This is a genomic window from Vibrio sp. 03_296, assembly GCF_002265885.1.
The window spans coordinates 51082-78002 of sequence record NZ_NPKW01000071.1 but is presented as its reverse complement, the minus strand read 5'-3'; the positions used below and the strand labels follow the sequence as shown (position 1 = coordinate 78002).

21 protein-coding genes are annotated in these 26921 nt (G+C 48.5%); 12 read left to right on the top strand and 9 right to left on the bottom strand.

Annotated elements, in window-relative coordinates:
- Positions 1-969 precede the first annotated feature (969 nt).
- The 5 genes from CIK04_RS09700 (at position 970) to CIK04_RS09680 (ending at position 7518) form a co-directional block, all read left to right on the top strand.
- Positions 970-2685, top strand: coding sequence for an ABC transporter ATP-binding protein (locus CIK04_RS09700; protein WP_017420440.1), 1716 nt, complete (start codon positions 970-972; stop codon positions 2683-2685).
- A gap of 75 nt (positions 2686-2760) precedes the next feature.
- Entirely contained in the window at positions 2761-4317 is a 1557-nt protein-coding gene (locus CIK04_RS09695; RefSeq protein WP_097353138.1) for an ABC transporter substrate-binding protein, read from the top strand.
- Between the two features lie 151 nt (positions 4318-4468).
- The gene (locus tag CIK04_RS09690) at positions 4469-5446 is read left to right on the top strand and encodes an ABC transporter permease (RefSeq protein ID WP_017420438.1); all 978 of its coding nucleotides are present in this window, start codon (positions 4469-4471) and stop codon (positions 5444-5446) included.
- Positions 5447-5448: 2 nt separating this feature from the next.
- Positions 5449-6387, top strand: a complete 939-nt coding sequence (locus tag CIK04_RS09685; RefSeq protein ID WP_097353137.1) for an ABC transporter permease — start codon at positions 5449-5451, stop codon at positions 6385-6387.
- 186 nt (positions 6388-6573) lie between these two features.
- Entirely contained in the window at positions 6574-7518 is a 945-nt protein-coding gene (locus tag CIK04_RS09680) for an SPOR domain-containing protein (RefSeq protein WP_039541938.1), read from the top strand.
- Between the two features lie 65 nt (positions 7519-7583).
- Here the strand turns inward: CIK04_RS09680 and CIK04_RS09675 are convergent, their stop codons facing one another.
- Complete coding sequence (locus CIK04_RS09675; RefSeq protein ID WP_176463311.1) at positions 7584-10334, bottom strand: hypothetical protein; 2751 nt, start codon at positions 10332-10334, stop codon at positions 7584-7586.
- Between the two features lie 252 nt (positions 10335-10586).
- Between CIK04_RS09675 and CIK04_RS09670 the strand changes: the two genes are divergently transcribed.
- Positions 10587-11450 (top strand): hypothetical protein, encoded by an 864-nt coding sequence (locus tag CIK04_RS09670; RefSeq protein ID WP_039549865.1) that lies wholly within the window; start codon positions 10587-10589, stop codon positions 11448-11450.
- A gap of 22 nt (positions 11451-11472) precedes the next feature.
- Here CIK04_RS09670 and CIK04_RS09665 read toward each other — a convergent pair whose 3' ends face one another.
- The 5 genes from CIK04_RS09665 to CIK04_RS09645 form a co-directional block, all read right to left on the bottom strand.
- Positions 11473-13047 (bottom strand): hypothetical protein, encoded by a 1575-nt coding sequence (locus CIK04_RS09665; protein WP_097353136.1) that lies wholly within the window; start codon positions 13045-13047, stop codon positions 11473-11475.
- An 8-nt stretch (positions 13048-13055) separates the two neighbouring features.
- Positions 13056-13628: a sigma-70 family RNA polymerase sigma factor gene (locus CIK04_RS09660; protein ID WP_017420432.1), complete on the bottom strand. Its 573-nt coding sequence runs from the start codon at positions 13626-13628 to the stop codon at positions 13056-13058.
- Positions 13625-15064 carry a hypothetical protein gene (locus CIK04_RS09655; protein WP_045591391.1) on the bottom strand — a complete coding sequence of 480 codons (1440 nt, stop codon included), beginning with the start codon at positions 15062-15064 and terminating at the stop codon, positions 13625-13627. The genes CIK04_RS09660 and CIK04_RS09655 overlap by 4 nt, the downstream gene beginning before the upstream one ends.
- 6 nt (positions 15065-15070) lie before the next feature.
- Positions 15071-16417, bottom strand: a complete 1347-nt coding sequence (locus CIK04_RS09650) for a serine/threonine-protein kinase (protein WP_097353135.1) — start codon at positions 16415-16417, stop codon at positions 15071-15073.
- 152 nt (positions 16418-16569) lie between these two features.
- Complete coding sequence (locus CIK04_RS09645) at positions 16570-17367, bottom strand: chromosome partitioning protein ParA (protein WP_039541919.1); 798 nt, start codon at positions 17365-17367, stop codon at positions 16570-16572.
- Between the two features lie 100 nt (positions 17368-17467).
- Between CIK04_RS09645 and CIK04_RS09640 the strand changes: the two genes are divergently transcribed.
- Together CIK04_RS09640 and CIK04_RS09635 are read left to right on the top strand one after the other, a co-directional pair.
- Positions 17468-18364 (top strand): response regulator, encoded by an 897-nt coding sequence (locus CIK04_RS09640; RefSeq protein ID WP_045609642.1) that lies wholly within the window; start codon positions 17468-17470, stop codon positions 18362-18364.
- A 75-nt stretch (positions 18365-18439) separates the two neighbouring features.
- Entirely contained in the window at positions 18440-19447 is a 1008-nt protein-coding gene (locus tag CIK04_RS09635; RefSeq protein ID WP_026050286.1) for a substrate-binding domain-containing protein, read from the top strand.
- Positions 19448-19501: 54 nt separating this feature from the next.
- Here the strand turns inward: CIK04_RS09635 and edd are convergent, their stop codons facing one another.
- Both edd and CIK04_RS09625 read right to left on the bottom strand, forming a co-directional pair.
- Positions 19502-21298 carry a phosphogluconate dehydratase gene (gene edd, locus CIK04_RS09630; RefSeq protein ID WP_097353134.1) on the bottom strand — a complete coding sequence of 599 codons (1797 nt, stop codon included), beginning with the start codon at positions 21296-21298 and terminating at the stop codon, positions 19502-19504.
- On the bottom strand, positions 21295-21816 hold the full coding sequence (locus tag CIK04_RS09625; RefSeq protein ID WP_017420425.1) for a gluconokinase: 522 nt from the start codon (positions 21814-21816) through the stop codon (positions 21295-21297). The genes edd and CIK04_RS09625 overlap by 4 nt, the downstream gene beginning before the upstream one ends.
- A 152-nt stretch (positions 21817-21968) precedes the next feature.
- On the opposite strand from CIK04_RS09625, the gene CIK04_RS09620 reads away from it, so the two are divergent.
- The 4 genes from CIK04_RS09620 (at position 21969) to CIK04_RS09605 (ending at position 25200) form a co-directional block, all read left to right on the top strand.
- Positions 21969-23345, top strand: coding sequence for a GntP family permease (locus CIK04_RS09620; RefSeq protein WP_045628699.1), 1377 nt, complete (start codon positions 21969-21971; stop codon positions 23343-23345).
- Positions 23346-23354: 9 nt separating this feature from the next.
- The gene (locus CIK04_RS09615) at positions 23355-23966 is read left to right on the top strand and encodes a bifunctional 4-hydroxy-2-oxoglutarate aldolase/2-dehydro-3-deoxy-phosphogluconate aldolase (RefSeq protein ID WP_038941506.1); all 612 of its coding nucleotides are present in this window, start codon (positions 23355-23357) and stop codon (positions 23964-23966) included.
- Positions 23967-24196: 230 nt separating this feature from the next.
- The gene (locus CIK04_RS09610; RefSeq protein WP_269799031.1) at positions 24197-24670 is read left to right on the top strand and encodes a M23 family metallopeptidase; all 474 of its coding nucleotides are present in this window, start codon (positions 24197-24199) and stop codon (positions 24668-24670) included.
- Positions 24670-25200: a hypothetical protein gene (locus CIK04_RS09605; protein WP_097353132.1), complete on the top strand. Its 531-nt coding sequence runs from the start codon at positions 24670-24672 to the stop codon at positions 25198-25200. The genes CIK04_RS09610 and CIK04_RS09605 overlap by 1 nt, the downstream gene beginning before the upstream one ends.
- A 310-nt stretch (positions 25201-25510) precedes the next feature.
- On the opposite strand, the gene gorA is transcribed toward CIK04_RS09605, so the two are convergent.
- Positions 25511-26866 (bottom strand): glutathione-disulfide reductase, encoded by a 1356-nt coding sequence (gene gorA / locus CIK04_RS09600; protein WP_097353131.1) that lies wholly within the window; start codon positions 26864-26866, stop codon positions 25511-25513.
- Positions 26867-26921: the final 55 nt, after the last annotated feature.

Here is a 26921-nt window from a genome sequence, read left to right as displayed (position 1 = left end):
GAAAAAGGCTCTACAGCAATGTAGAGCCTTTTTCGTATCTGGTGATATTTGTTTGGGATCTGGGGGCGGGAGCTGGAATCCCAGCCGTGTTGAATTCCTCTTCACCGCCCACTGTAGAAAGCCTGCTTTTTGTTGCAGGCTTTCGTTGTTTTGGCATCCTGGACTAAAACGTCTGTGCGATCTTCTTCTCTCTACTTTCTCTCTACTTTCTCTCTACCTTCTCTCTACCTTCTCTCTACCTTCTCTCTACCTTCTCTCTACCTTCTCTCTACGGTTCTCATTTTCTTGCCTCAACCCACGAGCCTTACTGAGTATGCCGATGCGCTGGCTTTTGTCTCTGATGAGAGACTTTTAAGGCTTTCTAAGCGGAGTTGCTGATGAACCTCTCAATCTGAGAGGAAATCTCCTCTTTCTCATAACGTGTGTTTTTTTTCTGTCTATATTTTAGTTTCTTGGCATTTAACACTCTGATTTTCAAACACCAGTGAGTTCCTGGTGCTGTGGAGGAAAAACACAGCGGATATCCAATGTCTAGAATTCCATATTTAGCATTTTATGCTTAATGATTAGTTACACACTAAGCGTATTAACTGGTTTTTATAAATGGAATAAAGTGTTGTTTTGTATTTGTTAATATTCACATAGAAAAATCTCACGGAAGATTGTGAGGAATAATTGGCCTTTTTTGGCGACACTTTCTAGCAAAAATGCCAACTGGCACACAAAAAATGTTGTTCTGATTTTTGTTAAATATCTATTAACGAATATTTATTCGATATTTTTGCCTTGAAATTAACCGATTGCTGGCCGTTAAACTTTAATTGTTGCTTTTTTGTGTGTTTTTTGCCAAATTGTGTTCCGACCTGATTTTTAGAGTAATATTCTGCAATCAGAAGGGATTCATTGGTTTGTTGAATGATGATCGTGTTTGATTATTCAGCACCACAGACAAGGCAGTAGAGGTCTGAAATGTCACTATTAGAAGTGAAAAATCTTCGTATCGAGTATCCGTCGCGGCATGGTGTTCATGCGGCGGTGAAATCGTTGTCGTTTAATATTGAACGAGGCGAAATTGTTGGCGTCGTCGGTGAGTCGGGTGCGGGCAAGTCAACCGTAGGTAATGCGGTGAGCGATTTGTTGAGCCCTCCTGGTCGTATTGCCAGCGGTGATGTGTTCCTTGATGGTGAAAAAATTTCAGGCCTTTCTCCAGAAGCAATGCGCAAAGTGCGTGGCTCTAAAATTGGTTTTATCTTCCAAGATCCAATGACCTCGCTTAATCCTCTCTTTACTGTGGAACAGCAGTTAAAAGAAACCATTCACGCTAATATGAATGTCTCTGACGAAGAGGCTTACACGCGTGCATTGTCATTAATGAAGCAGGTGGGTATTCCTCAACCAGAAAACCGCTTAAAGCAGTATCCTCACCAGTTTTCTGGCGGTATGCGTCAGCGTGTAGTCATTGCGATTGCCCTAGCGGGCGAGCCGGATTTGATCATTGCTGATGAACCAACCACGGCACTCGATGTGTCGATTCAAGACCAAATCCTCAACCTGATCCGCGAGTTATGTATTAAGCATAACGTGGGTTGCATGTTGGTAACGCACGACATGGGTGTGGTATCGAACGTGACTGATCGTGTTGCTGTTATGTACCGAGGTGACTTGGTTGAGTTTGGTCCAACGGCCAAAGTGTTGGGCAATCCAGATCATCCTTATACGCGCAGCTTGATTTCAGCGGTACCACGTTCGGATAGGAAGCTTGATCGCTTCCCATTGGTCAGCTACATCGAAGAGGCGAGTGAACTGCAGCCTCTTGATATTAAGAATCACTGGCTGGGTCAAAGTGAAGATCAGAGAAAATACACCGGACCACTGCTTAATGTGGAAAACGTTAACTTGCGTTTCGTCACTAAGGACTCGCTGTTTGAGAGCCGTCGTGAGTATGTGCAGGCATCAAATAACGTTAGCTTCCAAGTGCATGAAGGGGAAACCTTTGGCTTGGTGGGGGAATCGGGGTCGGGTAAATCCACTATTGCACGAGTCATTGCCGGGCTGTATGCGCCTAACTCAGGTAAGGTGACGTTTGAAGGTATTGACCTTACCGCATTGACCTCAGAAAAAGCGCGCCGTCCTTTGCGTCGCCAAATGCAGATGGTATTCCAAAATCCATACACTTCCATGAACCCGCGTATGAAGATATTCGACATCATCGCGGAGCCCATTCGTTTCCATAAGTTGACCAACAGTGAAGCGGAAACGCGTCAAATCGTGAACGATCTCTTGGAGCACGTTGGCTTAGGGCGAATGGCTGGGGTGAAATATCCACATGAATTTTCGGGTGGCCAGCGTCAGCGTATTTCGATTGCGCGCGCATTGGCGACTCGTCCACGTCTTTTAATTTGTGATGAGCCCACCTCGGCACTGGATGTCTCGGTTCAGGCACAGATTCTGAATTTGCTCAAAGATCTACAAAGCGAACTTAACTTAACCATGCTGTTTATCAGTCATGACCTTCCGGTTATCCGCCAAATGTGTGACCGAGTGGGAGTGATGCAGATGGGAACCCTGCTCGAAGTCGCACCGACTGAGCAACTGTTCCGCTCTCCACAGCATGAATACAGTAAGCACCTGATTTCCTTGATGCCAGAGTTCACTGGTTTGAGGGAAGAGGTGAAAACGGCATAACCAAGCTTGCTTGGCACAATAACAGACGCAAATACAACAACTAGGGATTCGGATTCCCGCATAAGGAGTTATGCAATGAAAACCGTGAAAAGCAAACTGACCGTGGCTTTAATGGCTGCAGGCCTAAGCCTGAGTGCTGCTGCGGCAGACATCAAAGTTGCTTATGATGCAGATCCAGTGTCACTTGACCCGCATGAGCAGTTGTCTGGTGGTACGCTACAAATGTCGCACATGGTGTTTGATCCACTAGTTCGTTATACCCAGAAATTGGATTTTGAACCTCGCTTGGCTGAAAAATGGGAACGTGTCAATGACACCACTTACCGCTTCCAGCTACGTAAAGGGGTGAAGTTCCATTCCGGTAACGAACTGACGGCAGATGATGTCGTGTGGACATTCGATCGTCTGAAAGATTCTCCAGACTTTAAAGCGATCTTTGAACCGTATGAAAAAATGGTCAAAGTGGACGATTACACGGTTGAGTTGGTGTCCAAAGGGGCTTACCCATTGGTGCTGCAAACCGCCACTTACATCTTCCCGATGGACAGCAAGTTCTACTCTGGCACGACAGCTGATGGCAAAGACAAAGCGGAAGTGGTGAAGCACGGTAACTCATTTGCTTCGACCAATGTATCTGGTACTGGCCCGTTCATCGTCACTTCTCGTGAGCAAGGCGTGAAAGTAGAATTTGAGCGCTTTAAAGATTACTGGGACAAAGAGTCAAAAGGTAACGTGAATAAGCTGACGCTTGTGCCAATCAAAGAAGACGCGACTCGTGTGGCTGCGCTTCTTTCTGGTGGTGTTGACATGATCGCGCCAGTGGCGCCAAACGATCACCAACGTGTGAAAGATGCGAAAGGCATCGATCTTGTGACGCTGCCTGGCACGCGCATCATCACTTTCCAAATGAACCAAAATAGTAACGAAGCGCTGAAAGATGTGCGTGTTCGTCAAGCGATCGTTCATGCCATCAACAATGAAGGCATTGTTGATAAAATCATGAAAGGTTTTGCGACAGCGGCTGGCCAACAAGGCCCTGAAGGCTACGCGGGCTATAACGCGGAACTGGTTCCTCGTTTTGATCTGAAAAAAGCCAAAGAGCTGATGAAGGAAGCGGGCTACGAGAAAGGCTTTACGCTGACGATGATCGCACCGAACAACCGTTACGTTAACGATGCGAAAGTGGCTCAAGCGGCGTCTGCAATGCTATCGAAAATCGGTATCAAGGTCGATCTAAAGACCATGCCGAAAGCGCAATACTGGCCTGAGTTTGATAAGTGTGCGGCAGACATGCTGATGATCGGCTGGCACTCAGACACAGAAGATTCGGCGAACTTCTCTGAGTTCCTCACCATGACGCGCAACGAAGAAACAGGTCGTGGTCAGTACAACTGTGGTCACTACTCAAACCCAGAAGTGGACAAGTTGGTAGAAGCATCGAACGTAGAAACCGATCCTGCTAAACGTGCCGCGATGCTACAGAAAGTAGAAACCACGCTGTACAACGAAGCGGCATTCGTTCCTCTACACTGGCAAAACCTAGCGTGGGGCGCGAAATCTACGCTGGATATCAAACCAATCGTCAACGCGATGGACTTCCCATACTTTGGTGATTTGGTCGTTAAAGAGTAAGACTCGCTTTCTCCCACTCAAGCGTTGGGTGGGATGAGTGATTTTAGGTGCTCAACTTTGTTTCAGTCGGGTTGAGCGCCGTTTTCAGACTGAAGTTTATATGGCCGTGATAGCAAGCGGGCATAGTCATGGATAGCAAAAGGGGCAAGGAATGTTTTCGTTTCTGGTCAAGCGCCTGTTTCAGGCACTGATAGTGATGTTTGTGATCAGTTTAGTGGCGTTTGCCATTCAGGATAACCTAGGCGACCCGTTGCGTGAGCTAGTGGGCCAGTCAGTTTCAGAAGCAGAGCGCCAAGCGCTGCGAGATGAACTTGGTCTAAACGATCCCTTTATCACCAAATACACTCGCTTTATCGGCGCTGCATTGCAGGGCGATTTAGGCACTTCATACTTTTTCAAACGTCCTGCGGTGGATGTGATTCTTGATAAACTCGTTGCCACCCTAGAGTTGGTGTTTGGCGCGACCGTATTAATCATCGTCTTTTCGATTCCGCTTGGGGTTTATTCCGCGATTCATCCGAAGAGTTTCTTTACTAAAGTGGTCATGGCAGGCAGTAGTATTGGTATTTCGATCCCCGTTTTCTTAACCGCGATCATGCTGATGTACGTCTTCTCGATTGAGCTGCAATGGCTGCCATCCTATGGGCGAGGGGAAACGTATAACCTACTCGGCTGGGAATCGGGCTTTTTTACTCTTGATGGCTTAAAGCACCTCGTGCTGCCATGTATTGCGCTAGCTTCAATCATGTTGCCACTGTTTATTCGTCTGGTGCGTTCAGAAATGCTGGAAGTGCTGAGTTCGGAGTACATCAAATTTGCCAAGGCGAAAGGCCTCGCGCTGAACAAAATTTATTACCAACATGCGCTCAAAAATACCATGCTGCCAGTGTTAACCGTTGGTGGCGTGCAGATTGGTACCATGGTGGCGTACACCATTTTGACTGAAACCGTGTTCCAATGGCCGGGTACGGGTTTCCTTTTCCTTGAGGCGATCAACCGTGTGGATACCCCACTGATCACCGCTTACGTCATTTTTGTCGGACTGATTTTCGTGGTGACCAACACTATCGTTGACCTGCTGTATGGCTTAATCAACCCGACCGTAGATTTAACAGGAAAAGGAGCATAATCATGGAACAGGTTAATAAAGCTCCTTCTGCATGGGAACGCTTTAAAGAATCGGATTTTCTTTACTATTTTAAACGCGACAAAGTGGCGATGAGCAGTTTTTCGGTGTTCATGCTGTTTTTGTTGTTGGCGATTGCCGCACCATTAATTGCGCCGAGTAACCCCTATGATCTCTCTTCGATTGACATCATGGATGCGGAACTACCGCCATCTTGGATGGAAGGCGGTGATGAAAACTTCATGCTGGGCACTGATGAGCAAGGGCGCGATATTCTTTCCACCATCTTATACGGTTCGCGTTTATCATTAACCATCGGCTTTATGGCGGTAGCGCTACAGCTGTTTTTGGGTATCGTGATTGGTCTGTCGGCGGGTTACTTTGGTGGTCGTATTGACAACTTCTTGATGCGTTTTGCGGATGTTCAGCTCTCCTTCTCGACCATGATGGTGGCAATTATTGTCTCGGCGATTTTCAAAGCCAGTTTCGGCAGCGATTTCTACAGCCAATATGCGGTGGTGATGCTGGTGGTGATCATCGGTGTGGCGGAATGGCCACAATACGCACGTACGATCCGCGCCTCGGTACTGGCGGAGAAGAAGAAAGAGTACGTGGAAGCTGCGCGAGTGATGGGCTTTAAAGCTCCGCGCATCATGTTCCGTCATATTCTGCCGAACTGTTTGTCACCGATTTTGGTTATTTCAACCGTGCAAGTCGCTAACGCGATCATGTCGGAAGCGGCGCTCTCGTTCTTAGGGCTGGGTTTGCCCGTTGACCAACCGTCACTGGGCGCATTGATCAGCATTGGTTTTAACTACATCTTCTCCGGCGCTTGGTGGATCACCGCCTTCCCTGGCATTGTGCTGGTGACGCTGGTGTTAGTGATCAACCTATTGGGTGACTGGTTACGTGACGTATTTAACCCAAAAATCTACAAAGGGTGATCTGAGCTGATTGATTTATAATCGGAAAACTACCTAAACTAAGAGTCGTAAGCCAATTACGGCTCTTTTTTTGCTTGTCATTTTTTATTCACCAGTACGCGGCAAATTTTTGGCCTTACAACGTGTTGTAGGCAGCAGTCTGAGCGTCACTGAACAATTCATTGATGAAACGGGTAGAGTGAAGTTATGGAACAAAGCAAATCGGCCCTTTTGCCGATCTTCAAACCTCAACGATTGTGGCTGATGGCGGCATTGTGCTTTTTTGGTGTTGCTACTCCTGCAGCGGCGGAAGGCTTTCTATGTGAAGCCACACAGGCAAGCACCAACGAATTACCCATGTTAGATAAAGCCTGCCCGATTGGCGATGGTGTTTGGGGTAAAAAAGCGCCCAAAAGCGGCAAAGAGGATTTCTTTTGGATTCAATGTGGCATCTTAAATCAGCCAATGCCACTGGCCGACGCCAAACCGCTTTACAAGCAGATCACCACCGATGTGTGGATGAAACCTGAAAACAAAGCCTATCGTTGCTTAATTGGCCCGTATCAATCTTTTGCTCAAGCCAGCAAAGATCTTAAACAGGTCAAAAAACTGGGCGATTACCGAGAAGCCTTTATTCGAGTCGTTAAGCCACATTCTGCGGCAAAACCGGTCACGGCAAGCAAAGAACAGAAAGCGATAACCAAGCCCACCGCCCCAAAAACGCAACAGAAAGTACCGGTTGCTGCCAACAAGCCAATGCCTTCTCCTGCGCAGGCGACCTTGGCCACAACGCCAGCTAAGCGCAGTAACGACGACTCTTCATCCATCGACATTCGTAAAAGTGCCGAGTTAAAAGGTCGTACTTATGCAGTGCCTTACTTGATGGATGATGAGCACCAGTTTTATATGGAACACAACCAAGCATGGAATCGCTTGGATTACAGCAGTGCGGAAGTGGTGTGCAGTGATCTGCACATGCGTTTGTTAACCGAAGAGGAATTTTTTACCCTGCTGGACTCCAAAGTGATGGAAAACCAGCACTGGCCAATGCAGTTGCCCTATTGGGGAAGAGGAAAAAAAGGCTTCTTTACCGATGGTCGTGTGACGCAGGTAAAAGGCTCTTCGCTGTTGAATGTGCTGTGTGTGAAGTAGTTGGATGAAATCAAAAACAAATAAGCCCCGTGATGCGGGGCTTGGTGTATATCAACAATTTGGTCTTATTTCATGATTGGCAGTTCAGAGAACACTGATGTCATGATGTCTTGATCGTAGCCAAACAAACTGTATTGCGGTGCAGAAGTGCCTCCTTGGTCTTCGCTCCAGGTCACCGCAATGTAGAAGTCGCCAAATTCGCGGTTAATGTAGCGAACGCGCGTTTTTTGATCTTCCATCTCTTCGGTTAGCTCTGCGCGAACATCATTGTTCGAATCATAGGTTTGCTCCCAGCTACCGGTAGTGTAGAAGCCCGTTGGCTTGATCGATTCGTTTACAAAACGGTTGTTCGCTTTGAACGTGTAGCTGCCCATAGCGTAGCTTAGTTCAGGGCCGTCCAACTCTGGATTAAAAGCACCGCTTTCTACGGATAGGTCAAACTCTACATTGCTTGCCGCTAGTTTTGGCGCGACTGGTAGAACCTGAGCCAGAGGCGTATTGGTTGAGTCCATCCAGAATAGCTCTTGAGTCCCCATTTTCACTAAGATTTGGTATTCGCCAGCTGCTGGAGAGTGTTGGTACAGCATCTCATATGGCTGGTTATCTGCGTCTAACAGTGTGCCATCTGTATTGATCGTCACCGCCCAACAATCTTTGGCTTGGCTCTCTAGATAATCCGTTTTATTGTCTAGGTCGCGTAGTACTGCGAAAGGGTTATTGCCGTTGTAGTCACTGATGTTGCTTGAGTATTGCCCGTGGTTATCACCCCAACACCACTCGAGACCACCTTGAGCATTGGTCATTAGAGAGGCGTAAGCAATTTCACCATCACGGTCAGCAAAGCTGCCCATGCGCCACACTTGGTTGTTAAAGTGCTCTTTAGTAAACGCCAACTTGTTTTCTGGTGGTGGCGGAGTGATGTCATCACTTGGCTGCACATTAGGTAAAAGAATTTCAACCATTTCTGATTCAACGTCGTTCTCTTCACCACCAGAGAAATTAATACCTTTAGCCACATACAAAATGACACCATTGGTTTCTGCCGTTGGAGTGCCCGTTAAAGAAACTAAGCCAGAAGCGTCAACCGATACTTTAACCCCTGGAATTGGGTTTTTCGCTGGTATGTTGTCGTGTGCTGCATAGTGAGCATAGTATTCGACATCGCCACTGATTGAATCTTCAAACAGCTTGCTAATATCCAGTGTGTTCTCAAATGCTTGACCAACTTGCAGTGTCCACGTGCTCGCTTCTGCTTTGAGTTCAGCCAGTACGGTTGCATTGGTCTTAATTTCACCTTGTGTAACGGCGGGCAGATCAAAGCTGGCTGGATGAGATTCAATGCGCGTTGCGACATGACCATCATTCGCAATAACGGTAAAGCGTTGTGCGGGATGTGCCGATGCAGGGCGACCAGAGATCGTTAGCTTGCCAGTTGCTTTATCAAACGTTGAGGTTAGACCTGGAATCACCGTGTTAATGTTGGTTGTGATCGTCAGCTCATCACCTTCGCGGTCAGTAAATAGACCAGACATATCGAGTTCATTTTTGAACTCGACACCTTGCGCCAATTTCCAGCTATCAATGTGAGTTTGTAGTGATGTTTGAACATCGCCATCCACTTCTGGTGCGGTATTGGAAAGCTCTACGGTGAAGCTGAAGGTTTCAGACAACTTGTTCAGCACCTCGCCATTCGCCGTTGCGCGATCGTCCGCCGTCACTGTGACGGTGAATTTATCTTGGGTGAGCAGCGCAGCTTCCGTCGTCAGCGTTATAACGCCGTTGTTGAGCGTCAGAATGATGCCCTTGCCATTGATAGTCGCATCTGATGCTGCCACTGGTGTTTCACGGCCTTCAAAGCGGTCAATGAATAGATTCTCTGGAAGAGTAATAGTGTGTGTTGCTACCACGCCTTCTTGGATATCAAGAGCAGCAAAGGTGTGTGTCAGTTCCGCTTTTGCTGCCGCATTCACGAGCAGTTTGTAGTTGGTGACCGCAACCTCTGGCTTGGAAGGATTGATCACTGGCGTAGTATTTAACACTTCATCAGTGCCGATGTTGCTTTCAGTAACGATCTCTTTCGCTTCATCTTTGGCCGTTGATGCAATGGCTGTCGCGTTTTTAGTGTATTCAGTTGGATTTTTCGCTTTTGATTCCGTAAGGATTTGCGCGGTTTTGTGTAGCTGAGCACTGGCCAGGTTTGTTTTAGCGTCTTTAACGAAATCTGAGAATGGGTTGATTGGTTGTTCGTCTGTTGCACCAAGCAGAGTACTGACGTTTGCACTGGCTTCTTCAATCGAAAGATTAGCATTTTTGCCCATTTCAATTGCAACTAAGTCAGTAATTGGTGAAATAACCATATTACTGTCTGCTTTTTCACCAGCGATTGGAGCACGGAAAACAACAGAGTTCGCCATTGGCTGACCTTCATGATCCATATCGGTTGTGTAGGTGTTCATGAAGTCTGAGTAAGTGTCGTTTTCAGGGCTGAGTGCCGCTAATTTTACAGCGAGCTCTTTTTCAACATCGCCAGGACGAAGTGTTTTCAGTGCCAATGAGCCTTTAATCTCCGTATCTTTAGCGAGCGTAATTTGCCCTTTTTGGTTTGTCAGACCAAAGACATTATCACTATCAAGATCGAGTTGACCGTTATTGTTGATATCGTCAAACACCACGGCTTGGTTAAAGTAACCGTCAAAGCCTGTCACGATAACGCCGCCTGGAGCGACGTTGTCGTTTGAACCTGAACCACTGTCTGAACCGCCACAACCGGTGAGGGCGATCGCCACTGACGCTGCTAGTAAACTAACCTTTTTCATCTAAGAGTCCTTTGCTTCTTTATTCTGACTAAATTGAATAACGCACATCGTTAGAGTCTTCTTTCATCTTTTTATAAATCATGCGAAAGAAGGGAGAATTTCGGGGCTTTTTTATCCGGTTAGAGTGGGAGTTTCAAGGCACGAAAAACAGCGAAAAAACCGTAAAATTTATTTTAATTTTTTTATCAGTAACGGGGTTGGCAAATGGGTCGTGAGGGTTAACATCTGGGCCAAAAATTTCAGGAGAAACAGATGAAACAGTGGGCTAGGTTAATCATGATTGGTGCGTGTTTGGGCTCTTCAGCGGCTGAGGCGCAAACGACCCTTGATAAGAGCAAATATGGTTACTCTTACTTTACCCTTGGCTTTGAAAATGTGGTGTATGAAGAGTTGTTTCCCGGTTTAGACTCCGATGCCAGTGTGGTGAGCCCCGTATTGAACACGGGCGGGCTGTACCACATTAACGCGCGCTTTGATTTTTCCATTGATGCGTTAGCGACATTTTCGCCGATCAGTGCCACCGAAGAGTGGCATAAAAACGGTACGCTGATTCAAACCAACCAGTTTGAATATCTGAAAGCGGCAACCAACATTTTGCTGCACTACAAACTGCAAGATAACTGGCGTGTGTTGGCAGGAACGTCATTGAGCTATCAAACCTACAAACGCTATGGCCTGAAAAACCACAATGGTTACGTCAATGATGTGTTTCGCGAAGGCAATACGTGGGAAGAGAAATCGACGGATATTTTCCTTGATGCTGGCTTAGCCTACGATTCTGGCCATCTGTATGGGGAGAGCGATTGGCGTGTTAGTGGCCGTTGGGTTTTCGGTGTGCCGATTTGGAGTGTCACTGAAAACTCACGTTTTGAAGACATTCAATTTAACGATTTCGGTTTTAGAACCAATGCGGAAGCAACCCTTAGCTATCAGATCATGCCAGGTTTGCATTTAGGGTGGTTTGTGATGCTCGGGTACGAGAAACGCTTCGAGTCTGATCCGCAACGAGTGAGTTATACCACAGCAAGTGGTGTGGAGAAGCAAGGTCAAGCTTGGTTGCCAGAAGCGCAAACTTGGACACTCAATACGGGATTACAAGCGTTGTGGAACTTCTAATCCCGTTTATTGGCGCTTAATTTTACAGTTGTGGGTGGTGGTAAATCAGATTGATTTTCAACTCCTCCAACAGGTGTGCGAACTGAGGTTTTGGGCGCAGGATGTAGCTGTAAATCTCGCCTTGTTGCAGATCGTTGTCATCTCGGTAGTCATGATTGATGGCCAAAGAGCGCTTGTTTGGTCCGGATGGAAAGACAAAACAGGCGACCGAGGAGACGCCATCTTCGTTGTGGCTGTAGGAGATGACATCTTCGTAATCGCCCCGACCAGCAATGACGGAGAGATCGAAGTAGGGCAGTAAGGTGGAGCAATCAAAACTGCCACTGATGCGATGAATGTTGAGGTCGGAGTCAAAGCGCTGATACACCGTGGGGTCCGCGGCTTGACGCTCGTAGATGTAGTTACCGACCTCGGCAGGAAGGTAATTTTGCTCAGCGTCGATAAAGAGGTAGTCAAAAAAGGCCATCTCATAAAGCGTTCGACCCGTTTCCACGTTGAGCCTTGCTTCCATCGCGGTTTTGTCGGTGAGCATGGTGTAGGTTTCGTACTGGTTGCCGTCATGCACCGTGGTGAGATGGTTTACCAATCCTTCCGTGAGGTTGGATGGGTAGCTTTGGCGAGTCATCCAGGTTTGTTTGGCATCAAAGGCGGACTGGCTGCTGGTGAGAATCAGCTTTTCGTCTTGCTGCTCAAACTCGCCAATCAACTTGAGCTCTTCGTCATCGGGGCATTGGCGACGATTGCGCGCAGCGGCGAAATAGACCTGATGATTGATTAACTTCCACGCTTGGCAGTAAATCACCTCATAGGGATAACGAACGCCCGCAAAGGTTTGGGTGGTTTCTAAGCGATAGAAGGTTTGACCAATCAGTGGGTGCGTAAACTGCGTACCCGTTTCTCCAATCGCTGGTAGATCAAAATAGGCCTTTACCCACGCTTGGTCATCACTACCGTGGTGATCATCGCGCGCGGCGATCATCAACTGGGGTTGCGCTGCGGCTTTGGTGACGGTGCCTAAGATCTGCACGGCACCCAGATTGCGAACTTTGAGCCCCGGCACATTGATGCGCACAGTGAGGGTGAGAAAGTCGTCATCGGCATCCACAAACAGTTGATCAATGTTGAGGGAATAGTGAATGGGCGCGCCTTGATCGAGCTCCCAGCCGAAAACCTGACTCTGGATTTGTCGCGCCACTTCGGCGTTGATCCTCGGTTTACTGTTCGTTCCACTGCCGTCAAAGTTAGCGGGTTCGCTGGTTATCACCTGGGTATGGGTGGTGGCTTCTAGCGTGTCATTGGCAACGTCAGGCTGGGGTGTTTTTGCTAACTCTTTTACGTCTGCAGTGGGCGCTGGTGGAGCCAGATCCTCCAATGCTTGGGCAAACACCGCTTGAGGATCTGAGTTTGTGTTTTGGGTTGGCGTTGCTGCGTTTGGTGCTTTGCTTTCAACCGAAATGGCTTTGGCATGTGGTGCTGCGACACGGGGTTCTGTCTCAGCCAGCACACTCGAGGTGGCTTGGCTTGAAGAGTGCCAAAACCACACCCCAGTAACAAGCGTTACTGTCGTGGCGAAGAGTAGAGGTTTACGATGTGTCATGGGTCGATTTACGCCATTCTCGATTGCAGCCAACTGCGTGAGAATTTGAGGTCTTTTTCAATCAAACTGGCACTGCATTCGAGTAACTCGCTGATCTCTTGGTTTTTCATCCCCATTAAATATTTCAGCTTGAGCGCATTCGATTGGCGTGGGTAGCGAACGCTGAAGTTGTCCAGTGCTTTGTCCATGATGATCAACTGCTCAAACTTTTCCTGCTGTTCACTCGGTAGCTGTGTCACTTGCTGGCGTTTTTGCGCCTGCAGTGAACGTGCATTGTCGATCAAAATTTGGCGCATCACTTTGGCTGCCATGAGGAAAAAGTCGCGCTTGCCGCTGATTTCACTCATGTCGCTGGTGGAAAGCTTTAGGTACGCATCGTGGATCAAAGCGGTGGTGCTGTTGACGCTGTCTGCCAACACTTCGTTTTCAAGACCATACTTCTCAGCGTTCCGCTCCCGCTCTTGTTGGGCGATTTTTCTCAGTTGCAGGTAGGCAAATTGATACAGCTGGCTTTCGGCTTCTTTGTCACCGGCTTGCCACTGTTGAATGATATGGGTAAGAGAAGTCGATTGCGCACTCATGACGGCTCTCCTTGCTGTTTTACGAATTCAGAAATGGTGTAAGTATCAATGCGGTCAGAGCCATCACGCTGAGGTGACACTTGCTGTTGATAGCGATACAAGATGCCCTGATCCCAATGTTGTCCGGTTGGAAGGTACTCCCAGGTGGTGTATTGCGCTGGATACGGTTGTGGAAACCAGCGCACCATTACGTTCATCTGTTCGAGTTGGGCATGACCAGAGGCATTACGTAACCACCACATATCTTGGTATTGCTGGGTCACGTCTTGGATGTAGTGTTTCTTGTCAATTGGACACTGAGTTTGTTCGCTTGGCCCAAGCCAAACCTGCCCATTGGCAATTCTTAGGCAGCGCTGAGCTAAGGCATTGCCCTGGTATTCAGTCTCTTTCCAAATTCCTTCAAAGGCGATGTGTTGCCCTTTGTTTTCAGGATAGATAAACCAAATCGATTCCGATTTGTTGCTGTGAGTGACTTCGGCCTTCTTGCCCAATCCTTGCATTTTGCCCATCAGTAGCTCGGTGTGAGGGTCAAAATTCATCGCGACTGAACGGTATTTCCAGTCGCCTTCGTCGTCGAAATCTTCCAGTGAGAAACCATTGAGATCGTGACGCGTGCAACCTTGGCTCGCACAGCCCACAACCCCTTCCCATTGCTCAAAATGGCTCAGTGGTTCAACGGTTTTTTCTCGATAGGCGTGCTGTCGGTTGAGGTAACAGCCGTTGAAGTAATCGCCCACGCTGGGGTATTGGATTACGTGCTCCTGGGTCACTTCAAAACTCATCGCCCCGACCGGGGTGCGGTGGTTCGGTTTATCGAGCATACGTAAATCGAGTGCACAAGCACGGCCCTGCCAATCGGTCTTTTTGATGATGATGTTTCTTAGGCGCATATTCAGCGGCGAGAAAATCACTTCATCGGAGGTAAAGTGCTGCTCAATATAGCGTTGGCTCTGATTTAAGTGTTCTGCTGCTTCTTTGATGGAAACCAAATCCACGTTCAGTTGGCTGGCGCTGGTATCGAGAAAATTGAGATCGATGCCTTGCAACTGTTGCTGGAATTTAGGGTCGGAGATGATGCGATTGAGCAGAATGATTTCATCCCGATTTTCTGGCGTGCTGTCGAGTGACAGCAGCAAACGCGTCATATTGATACTGCGGCTTGGTTTGGTGGTCGCCAATGTTGGGGTAATCACCTCTTGGCCTGAAAGCGTTGTGAGCAGATAGCCACTGTCGTCATTGCCGAGGAAAAAACTCACCACATCCCCTGGGTGGTATTGAAAAGCGCCTTTGTGAGTAGTGCCTGAGAGATTCGAACTGGTTTTGTAATACAAGCCCGTAACGGGAGAGTCAATAAAGTAACCCGTTTTGGGCGTGGCCGATTGCGCGCTCAAGGAGAGGCAACTGAGCAAGGCAGTGGCAAAAAATAGTGGCTTCATGATCTCTTACCATTTTGATTCAGGTTGGCGGCAGTTTGCTTGGCAGTTTGCCTCGACAGCGTGTTTCTCTGGTGTTGGCGTTATCATGGCCAACAACATTTTCTGCTTGATGTGCTTGGGTATGTCGGGATTGGAGAGAATTCGCCGACGCGTGATTTCCAACATCGAATTCACCGACAGGTTTGCCATCTCATTGCCTTTGGTGTGGAACATCAAGCTGGTCACTTCGTACATCATGTTTTCTGCAATCAGCTTTTCTTGTTGTAGCTGGCGATTTTTGGTCATCAAGGTGCTGGTGAACAGCATGCCGCTCATCACCAGTAAGGTCAGCAATAAGCTGGGAACTGGCCTTCTTTGTATCAGCCGTTTGGTGGTGTAGAGCGGAATGTGTTGTTTGAGTGAAATCGGTCGGCATGCCAACATGTTCTCAATGTCAGCTCGTAACTCGCTGACACTTTGGTAGCGCTGTTCTGCTTTTGCTTGGGTCGCTTTGTCGAGGATGAAGCGTAGGTCGGAGTGTTTGCCAACCTGTGGGAAAAGCAGGTGCAGGATTTTCCCTAGCGAGTAGAGATCGCTTTGCTGAGTTAAGTAGCCACCCGATTTTTGCTCTGGGCTGGCATAATGCTCGCTAAAGGCCACCAATCCCACTTGCCCTGATTGATTGGCCTGAGTGCTGACTTTTTGCGTTAGGTTAAAATCGAGCAACTTGGGCCTGACATCTTGATCAATGAGGATGTTTTCCGGCTTGATGTCAGCATGCAGCACCTGATTGTGGTGCGCGTGTTCAATCGCTTGGCAGAGGTAGCGAAAGAGCGTGAGCTTGGCGCGCGTATCAAGGTGATGTCGTTGCAAAAAGGCATCCAGCGTAAGGCCTTCCACCTTTTCCATGACAATGTAAACCGAATCTTGATGCACTCCGCCATCAAACACTTTGGCAATACAAGGGTGGTTAAGGCGAGCCAGTAACTGCGCTTCGTCAAACAACGCTTTTTTTCCCAAAACTTGAGTCAAAGAGGGCTGGATAAACTTGATGGCCAATTGCTGTTCAAACGTTTCATCGGCGCGATAAGCGGCGTACACCACGCCCATGCCTCCTCGTCCTAACTCGTGAGTGAGCTGATATTTGTCGATCAACTGGTTGGAAAGGTCGAGCGGAATCTCGGTGGCATGGTTGGCGTGAAAGCCAAGCAAAGCGGTGAAAGGCTCATGTTCATGAGGCTGGATTAACGGTGTCAACGCTCGATAGACATCAGGGGCGTCTTGTTCGAGTTGTTGGAGCGCTTGTTGTTTTTCTTCTTCATTGAGATCCAGCAAGTGATAAAACACTTGCGTGGCACTGGAACCTAACTGCACGACGATAACGATTTCTTATATTTTTATTAGCGGCTAGTTTATAAGAATTCTGTATTATATGTGAGATTTTTCTTACGAATAAGAATTCATTGAATTGGGTTTATGAATTGTGTCGGGAAAAATAAAATCCAACAGTTTGTCGGTGGCGAATTTCATTGTTCTCCGTTTTCCATTTTTTGTGTTAGTTCCAAATATTTCTGCTCAATAAACGCCTTCTCTTTGTTCACGTGCATCAGCTGTTTTTGCATCGCAAGTAGCTTCTGTTTGAGCTCATCACTGGCGGCGCCACTTGTGCTGGCAGGCGCTTGATTGGCCAACTGCTGTTTGTAATTCTCAATGGTGGCGAGCAGTTGATCCTTCTCTTTTTGAAAGCCTTGTTCAACGTCTTGAAAGCCACCGCTTTCGCTGATCATGATGTATTCCCGCTCCAGTTGCTCAAACTGTTTCTCAATATCCTCTTTCTGTTTGCGCAATCCATCAACGGTATCATTTTGTTCTAGTAGCTTGGCTTTGGCTTTGCGCAGGCCACGCACGCTTTTGTCGAGATCGCCCCTGAGCTTACGAATCAACTGTTGGGATTTACTCAGTTTTTGGTTGAGAGCCTCAATGGAGGCGAGATCGTGTTCACTGGGGTTTTGGCTTGTGGCACGAATCTCGGCGACTTGCTTTTCAAGTGCCTGTTGAATTTGAATCAAGGCATTGAGCGTGTCGCGATTTTCATTGCTGTAGTGAAGGGCGTGATTGACCGATTCTTCACACATCGCCACTGTCGTTGGGGAGGCGGCAAGGCTCTCTGCGTTTGCCTCTTTGGGGTGAATCGCTTTGCGAAACTCTCGCAGCATCAGCCACAGCAACACAAACCACACCAATAAAATCATCAAGCCAAGATTGATGCCTAACATCAGCAACAACTCTTTATCCCAAGATTGGTCGAAGAACTCGAGCGACATCGCGTGCTTACCTCGTTTAATGGCGTATTGATAAGTTTAGAAGCTGCGACGAATTGTGCCTATAATTTAAACACTTCTCGAAATTGGACGCGCAAATAGAGTGAAAATACTGATTGTCGATGACAGTAAAGCGACGCTAGAAATTGTACGCAAAGCCTTGCTTGGGTTTGGCTATCGTCGCTTATCGATTGAAAAAACCAATTGCGCCCTTGCGGCGTTAGAGAAAGTGGAGCATTGGCGTCCGGATATTGTGTTGACGGATTGGCACATGCCAGACATGAGTGGCTTGGAGTTGGTGCAAACCGTTGCCACCCGTTTTCCTGAGGTGAAAATCGCGATGATCACCACCGTCGACGATGAAGAGCAGATCGCCCAAGCAAAAGCGGCGGGGGCCAGCTTTGTGTTGAGTAAACCGTTCGACGATGACGCGCTGCATCGCAAGCTATTGCCACTGGTGCAAGGGGCGGAAGAGAGTGAAAAAGCCTTTGATGAGCTGGTGGAAGTGCAAAAAGAGCTCGCGCTGCCGAAATTAAGCCAGCTCGAGAAGTTGCTACAAAAAGTGGTGCATGGGGAGATCTGCTTGGCCAATATTCGGCAGCAGCAGTTTGATGAAAGCAAAATCCCTTGCATGATTGCCATTTATGAAGATGGCGAAACGCAAAAACCGCGCGCGGTGGCGGTGCTGGATATTTACGCCGTGTGCGTGTTGGCCAGCGCCAATATGAGCATCACCGCTGAACAGTTGAGTCATGCCATTCATAAAAAAATGGTCAGCAAAACAATATTGGATACCTGCCAAATGGTGTTGGATAAATCCTCTTTGGCGTTTTTGGACAGCTTAACGCGCAAAAGTTTGCGGCTAAAAAGCGTCAGTTTTGTGCCGGAAGCGTTTGATAAGTTGAAGGTGCTGTTTAGCAAACCCGCCGATAAACGCCTCGATTTTTCCTGTCAGTTAGGGGAGATGGCGCAGGGGAAGATCACATTGGTGGGTTTTTAGCGTAGCACCTTGGTTGTGTGTGAGGATCGGATTGGTCATAATGTTACAAGTAACATTAATGACAAAAATCTTTTTATGGCTCAACACAATAAGAAACCGCGCACCACTTTGCAGGATGTGGCGGATCAAGTCGGCGTGACCAAGATGACGGTATCACGCTACATGCGTAATCCCGATTCGGTGGCGGAAAAGACCCGCGAGAAAATCGCCACTGCGATTGAGCAGATGGGGTACATCGAGAACCGTGCCCCAGCGATGTTGTCGAAATCCTCTAGCCGAGCTATTGGGATCCTACTGCCTTCTTTGTCCAACCAAATTTTTGCTTCCTTTGTTCAGGGCATTGAAACCGTCACCAAAGCACATGGTTATGAAACCCTCTTGGCACACTTTAGCTACGATGAGCTTGAAGAGGAGCGCAAAATCGCGTCGCTGCTCTCGTATCAGGTGGATGGTTTGATTCTAACGGAAAGCCACCACACCGAACGCACGATGCAGATGATCAAAAACGCAGGCATTCCCGTGGTCGAAACCATGGAACTGCCAGCGCAGCCAATCGATATGGCGGTAGGGTTAGACCACGAAGATGCCTCTTACAGCGTGGTTAAACGCATGTTGGCTTCGGGTAAGCGCACCATTGTGTATTTTGGTGCACGCTTGGATACGCGTACCAAACTGCGTATGCAAGGCTATGATCGCGCCATGCGTGAAGCTGGCTTAGAGCCGAAACACGTGCTGACGGGTGAACACTCCAGTTTCTCGTTGGCGGATGAGCTGTTAGAGCGCGCCTTAGCGACATATCCTGAGATGGATGGGGTTTTTTGTACCAACGATGACATCGCCATCGGTACTTTGCTGTGCGCGCAGCAGCGCGGTATTGAGGTGCCGAAGCAACTGGCCATTGTTGGCTACAACGCCTTGGATATCGGCCAGACGATTCGTCCGAAATTGACCAGTGTCGATACGCCACGTTTTCAAATTGGTGAGAAAAGTGCCGAGTTGTTGCTGGCCCGTTTGCGCGGTGAAACGTTAGAACAGACTGTGGTGGATATGGGCTACCGCATTACTGCCGGCGAGAGTGTGTAACGGACTGGGTTGATGTGATGAAAACCAAGGGCGCGATAAACGCGCCCTTGTTGATCAAACAATAAAGCTGGCACCGTGTTCGGCGCTGGAAACCGATTGGCGAAGGGTGCTGAACAGATTGCGTCCCCAAGTTTGCTGGCTTGCCTCGGTATCGATTTCAAGCACGCAGCGACCAGTGGTGTCGCTGAGGTTGTTTAACTCACCTGTCTGGCAATCGACACGAATCACATCACCATTACGCACTAAGCCAATCGCACCGCCACGAATCGCCTCTGGAGAGACATGAATGGCCGATGGGATTTTACCTGAAGCGCCAGACAAACGGCCATCGGTCACCAGCGCCACTTTAAAGCCCGCCTTTTGCACATTGCCGAGAATCGGCATCAACTTGTGCAGCTCTGGCATGCCATTGGCGGCTGGGCCATTGTGCGTTACCACCACAATGCAATCTCGGTTGAGCTCACCACGTTGATACGCCGCTTCCACCTCATGCTGGCACTGAAACACCAGTGCTGGCGCTTCAATCACGCGTTGCTCTTCTTTCACTGCAGAAACTTTCACCACCGCTTTGCCCAAATTGCCAGTCAGCACTCTTGTGCCGCCTGTGGACTGGAAAACACAGCATTTGTCGGCGATAACATGGCTATCGAACGTACCCTCACATGGTGTCCAAACAAGCTTACCGTCGACGAGGTTTGGTAGGCTCATTTGGTCGTCGAACTCGCCAAATACTGGCTTGACGTCACGATGTAACAGAGCCGACTCATTGAGTCGATGCAGCAGCGCAGGCACGCCCCCCGCTTGTTGGAAGGCGTTCATGTCAGCGGGGCCGTTCGGGTATACGCGTGCTAGCAGTGGTACCACGTCAGAAAGATCACTGATGTCCTGCCAAGTAAGCTCAATACCCGCAGCGCGCGCCACGGCCAACATGTGAATGGTGTGGTTGGTGCTGCCACCGGAAGCAAGTAGGGCGATGATGCCGTTGATCAGGCTCTTTTCAGTGACCACTTCAGCCAGTGAGCGGAAGTGGGCTGAGCCGGCGGTCATGGCGGCAATTTTGATCGCCGCGTGTTCAGTCAGCGCGTGTCGGAGCTCTGAGTTTGGATGGATAAACGCCGAGCCGGGTAACATCAATCCCATCGCCTCAAACACCAGTTGGTTGGTGTTGGCGGTGCCGTAGAAGGTACAGGTGCCGACGGAGTGATAGGCGCGACACTCCATATCGAGCAGCGCGTCTTTACCCACTTCGCCCGCCGCGTATTTTTGGCGAACATCGACTTTTTCTTCATTGCTGATGCCCGTTGCCATGAGACCCGCTGGCACAAATGCGGTAGGCAAGTGCGCGTAAGCGAGTGCGCCCATCAGTTGCCCCGGAGCGATTTTGTCGCAAATACCGAGTAGCAAGGTGGCATCAAACACATTATGGCTCAAAGAGAGGGCAGTGGATTGCGCAATCAGATCACGAGAAAACAGCGACATATCCATGCCCGCTTGACCTTGGGTTACGCCATCGCACATCGCAGGCACACAACCGGCGACCTGCGCGGTATGACCATACTCTGCCAGTGCGCGCTTAATTTGCTCTGGGTAGTGCAGGTAAGGCTGGTGGGCGCTGAGCATGTCGTTGTAGGCGCTGATCAGCGCCACATTGGAATGAGTAAAATCGAGGATGCTTTTCTTTTCTGCCGAACAAGATGACGCCACCGCGTGCGCTAAGTTACCACACGATAAACCAACACGTCCTTTGCCCGCTTTGGCTTGCTCTTCGGTGCGTGAAACAAACGCCGCACGTGTTGCTTGGCTGCGTTCCACCAAGCGCTGAGTGACCTCTAAAATGACGGGATGGGTCATGCTTGTGCCTCATCTTGCTCTAGGATTAACTCGGCCGCGTTGGCGACAACGTCTTCGATAGTGGTATCAATGCTCACCAATAGAGTGCGAGGCTCGCCATCGGGGCGTTCAAGTGTTTCAAACTGGCTATTGACCATGTTCTCTTTCATGAAGTGGCCTTGACGCTGGCGCATGCGCTCAAGAATGAGTGACTTGTCGCCATCGAGGAACAAGAAGGTGACATTGTTGTTGCCGTCGCGGATTTGATCGCGGTAGCTCTTTTTCAGCGCTGAGCAGACGATAATGCCGTGCTCATTTTTGCTTTCAAGGCTATACGCCGCATCACGAATACGCTCCAGCCACGGCTTGCGGTCGTCATCGTTCAGTGGCTGGCCAGAGGCCATTTTCTGAATGTTGGCGCGTGGATGGAGATCGTCACCATCAATGAATTTACGCCCCAGTTTTTCTGCCAACAGCTCACCAATTGTGGTCTTTCCGCTTGCGCAGACACCCATCACAATGACACTACTACCCGCCATAACTTGTCCTCATAACTAAACTTGCGCGTGATCTCAAATTTGAAATTCACTTTGAAATATGGGTTTATCTTATTCATGTTATCGGTAACATGTTACCGGTAACGTAAATAAATGTGAACCACAACACAAACAATAATTCGAAAGGTGAACTTATGGAGCAATTAGCCCACACCCCTGATCCTACTTATCTTTTAACCATAGCTGCGTTGGCGATTGCCGCGTTGTTAGTGCTGATCATCAAACTCAAAGTGCATGCCTTTGCCTCACTGACCATTGTCAGTTTAGGTACCGCCATTGCCACAGGCGTGACCTCGGACAAAGTGGTGCCCACCATGATGGGGGGCTTTGGCGGCACGCTCGCTTCTGTCGCGTTGTTGGTTGGCCTTGGTGCCATGATTGGGAAAATTTTGGAAGTGACTGGCGGGGCCAAAGTGCTGGCCGACACGCTGATTGGTCGCTTTGGTAAAGATCGCGCTCCGTTCGCATTGGGTATTGCGTCACTGCTGTTTGGTTTCCCTATCTTTTTTGATGCAGGCCTAGTGGTGATGATGCCCATCATCTTTAGCGTGGCAAAACGCTTTGGTGGATCGCCAATCAAATACGCCTTACCGTCTGCGGGTGCGTTTGCGGTGATGCACGCCTTTGTTCCTCCACATCCAGGCCCAGTGGCGGCGGCGGAATTTTTAGGTGCTAACATCGGTTTGCTGCTGGTTGTGGGTATCCTAGTTGCGATTCCAACTTGGTATCTTGGCGCGTACCTATTTGGTTTGTACGCAGGTAAGAAATTCGACATTCCACTTTCTAAAGCATTTTTTAACAGCGATGCGATTGTCGATGAAAGCAAATTGCCAAAATTTGCCACGGTAATGACCATCTTAGTGCTGCCCGTATTACTGATCTGCTTGGATACCGGCTTAAACACGCTGGCAGTGGCGGGGGTGATTGATGGTAAAACACCGTTGGTGGAATTCCTTCGCATGCTAGGTAAAACGCCTGTCGCGCTTCTTATTACCTTGATCGTGTGTTTGGCAGTGTTTGCCAAAGATTACGGCATGGCTAAACTTGAAAAATTGTGTGGCGACTCACTGGCACCAATCTGTGGCGTTATCCTTGTCACCGGTGCGGGTGGCATGTTTGGTGGCGTATTGCGTGCCAGCGGCATTGGTCATGCTTTGGCTGATGTATTAACTGACACAGGCATGCCAGTGATTGTGGCAGCGTTTGTGATTTCAACCTGTTTGCGTGTGGCGCAAGGTTCTGCCACCGTGGCACTGACGACCACCGCTGCGCTGATTGCCCCGGTTGTGGCGGCAACCACAGGTTTGAGTGAGTTAGACCTCTGTTTTATCGTGATTGCTATTGCGGGCGGTGCAACGGTACTTTCTCACTTTAACGATTCTGGTTTCTGGCTGGTCTCTCGTCTGCTTGAGATGGATGAGAAAACCACGCTGAAAACTTGGACGGTAATGGAAACCTTGCTTGGTGGTATTGCTTTCCTTATCGTCGCTGTATTGAGCTTTATTCTTTAGAGGTTATCTATGACAACACTTGAACAACGATTAAGAGAGATCAAAATCGTCCCAGTTATCGCTATCAACGATGTAGCACACGCCTTGCCATTGGCAAAAGTGTTGGTAGAAAACGGTTTACCCTGTGCGGAAGTGACATTCCGCACGGAAGCGGCGGCGGAATCCATTCGCATCATGCGCGAAGCCTACCCTGATTTGTTGATTGGTGCGGGTACGGTATTAACCACAGAACAAGTGGACATCGCCATCGAAGCGGGCGTGGATTTCATTGTCAGCCCAGGCTTTAACCCAACCACAGTGAAATACTGTCAGCAACGCGGCGTGACCATTGTACCGGGTGTGAACAACCCAAGCCTTGTGGAACAAGCGATGGAAATGGGTTTGCGCACCCTGAAGTTCTTCCCTGCTGAGCCATCAGGCGGCGTCAACATGCTTAAAGCGCTGACGGCGGTTTACCCAGTGGAATTCATGCCAACAGGTGGTGTGAGCCCATCTAACGTGGAAGAGTACCTGGCGCTGAAATCGGTTGTCGCGTGTGGCGGCACTTGGATGGTACCAACCGCCATGATGGACAGCGGTGATTGGGAAGGTATTGCGGAACTGGTTCGTGCGGTGAAGTAAAACACGATTTTTGCACAGCAATAAGGCTATAAATTAAATTGATAGCCTTATTGTTTGATTTTTAAGTGGTTATCCGTTCAAGCTTTATATTTGTTATTGTTAATAAAGCACTATTTACATAAGTATCATGACTGTTTTTATATTTTTTGAAACCTGCATCTTCGAGTTGAGCGGGTATAGAAAGCCAATCTGTTTCTATCCTAACTAATGCTTCTTTTCCATTGGAACAAGTGCCAACAGAGAGCTATACCGTTGCTCCTAGAAGTTTTGGTTCTAATCGAGGTGCTAGGAAGCATGCTGGCTGTGACTTGTACGCTAAAGAGGGTAGTCGAGTCTTTGCAATGGCGGATGGTGAGATTATGAAGTTCTATGAGTTTTATGAGTTTTATGAGTTTTATGGTGGCACCTATGCGTTGGAAGTTAAGCACGGAAAGGCTGTAGTGCGTTATGGTGAGATATCTGGTCGATTGGCTGATGGAGTATCTATTGGAGCCAAGATTCAACAAGGACAACATATTGCCTATGTTGGGAAAGTGGTTTTAAAAAGCGGGTGGACAGGTGAAATGCTGCATTTAGAGATCTATGATGGAAGTGCTACCGGTATTTTAAGAGCTCCTTTATCAGAAAGCCCTTACCAAAGAAGGAAAGATCTCATAAACCCAACGGATATTTTGAATATGGCTCAAAAAAGGTTACCAAGCTAATGAAGTTAGTATTTTTTCTGTGTGGTTTTGCGTTGTGTTTTAGCCAAGCATCTTTTTCTAAAGATAACTTTCAGAGAAATGAATACAACTTGGGTGGGATATTAGACGTAACTAAAATTGATGCAAATAATGATTCGATCGAGGATTTTATTTTAGCAGCAAACCAAATCACGGTTGAGAACAGTGATCAGACGTATGTCATTGCTTCAAATCTAGATGAGATACAATGCAAAGCTCATGTTAACTCTGACCCAAAAGAAACTAAGTTGCTGATTTTACATGGCCAGTCAAGAGAAGTGCATCATCTTTCCCAGGCTCATTTGATCCTGCCATGTGTGGGCGATTTTCATGGCGCAAAATATGGCATGTCATTTATTTCTCAACAGGCGTTATCGAAAAGCTTAGGGTATGATTTGGTTTCTGACCCCAACCAGATGCTCGTGGTAATACCAACAGAAGCTGGAATCGATACATACTTATATTGGACAGGGGAACGCTATCAGCTCTTTTATCCCCCAGAAGAACCCTAAAAGAAGGCCATCGTTTGATGGCCTTCTTTTATACTAGTTAACCCTTCGTTTTACCCGACAGTGTCAGCAGCACAGTGGCACTTGCTCACATCGATCGAACTGCTTTCGTCTGGTCTGTGTGTCACCGATGTGGCGTATTGGCTGGAGTTTGCCTCACACAGTGCCTTTATCGCCTTTTTCAAAAGCAGACTGGCTACCCGTCGTTGCACTTTATGAAAATGGATCTCCGTGTTTCATTTTAGCCGTCCCAATAAAAAATGGCCGCCGAAAAGGCCGCCATCTTACTTTGATTGTAACTGTACTTCGCGCCTTAGCGCATGGTAACGAACTCTTCAGAGCCGGTTGGGTGGATAGCCACAACTGAGTCGAAATCGGCTTTGGTTGCGCCCATCTTCATCGCGACACCGAAACCTTGAATCATTTCGTCCACGGCGAAACCGATGCCGTGCAGACCAACCACTTTCTCATCTTCACCCGCACATACGAGCTTCATTTTGCATGGCTGACGGTGTTGAGTCACCGCGGTGTACATCGCAGTAAAGCCTGAGGTGTACACTTTCACGTTCTCTTTGCCATATTTCGCGATTGCTTCTGGCTCAGAAAGACCAATGGTGCCGATAGGTGGGTGGCTGAACACCACGGTTGGGACCAAGTCATAGTCCATCTTCGCGTTAGGCTTGTTGTTGAACAGACGCTCAGAAAGCTGACGACCCGCTTTCACCGCAACGGGTGTAAGCTCGATACCGCCTTCCATAATGTCGCCAACACAGTAGATGCCAGCAACGTTGGTGGCTTGGAACTCATCGACTTTGATGTAGCCGCGCTCGTTGGTTGCTACGCCGGTTGCGCTCAGGTTGATGGCGTCAGTCGCTGGGTGACGACCGATTGCCCAGATAAGCTGATCAACGTTTTGGCTTTCACCGTTTTCTAGATGAAGCGTTAGGCTGCCATCGGCTTCTTTGATCACTTCTTTTGGTACCGAGTGGGTGTGTAGTGTTGGGCCTTCTGCCGCCATCACTTCCACTAAGGTGTCGATGATCATTGGATCAAAGCTGCGCAGTGGCGACTCTTTACGACAAAACAGATGGGTTTCTGTGCCAAGCGCGTTGAGTACGCCAGCGATTTCAACCGCAATGTAACCCGCGCCGACGACAGCAACACGTTTTGGTTGCTCAGCAAGGTCGAAGAAGCCGTTTGAATCGATGCCGTATTCTGCGCCTGGGACGTTTGGAATGGTCGGGCGGCCACCCACAGCGATCAGGATGTGATCGGCGGTGTAGTGCTCACCGTTTACTTCCACGGTTTTCTCATCGACAAACTTAGCAAAGCCTTTAATCACGTTGACTTTGTTGTTGCCTAGCACGCGATCGTAAGATTGGTGAATGCGGCCAATGTACGCTTGGCGGCTCTCAACCAGTTTGCTCCATTCGAAGCCTTTCATTTCCACATCAAAGCCGTAGTCAGGAGCGTAGAGGCTCATCGCTTCAGCGATCTGCGCGCCATGCCACATCACTTTTTTCGGTACACAACCAACGTTCACACACGTGCCGCCGAGATCTTTTGCTTCGATCAGCGCCACTTTCGCGCCATACATCGCCGCACGGTTTGCTGAAGCGATGCCGCCACTGCCGCCGCCGATACAGATATAGTCAAAATGCGTTGCCATTACTTTCTCCTGTCTGGCAGGGGCGATTTACTCGCGTGCTCCCTGCGTATTTTTC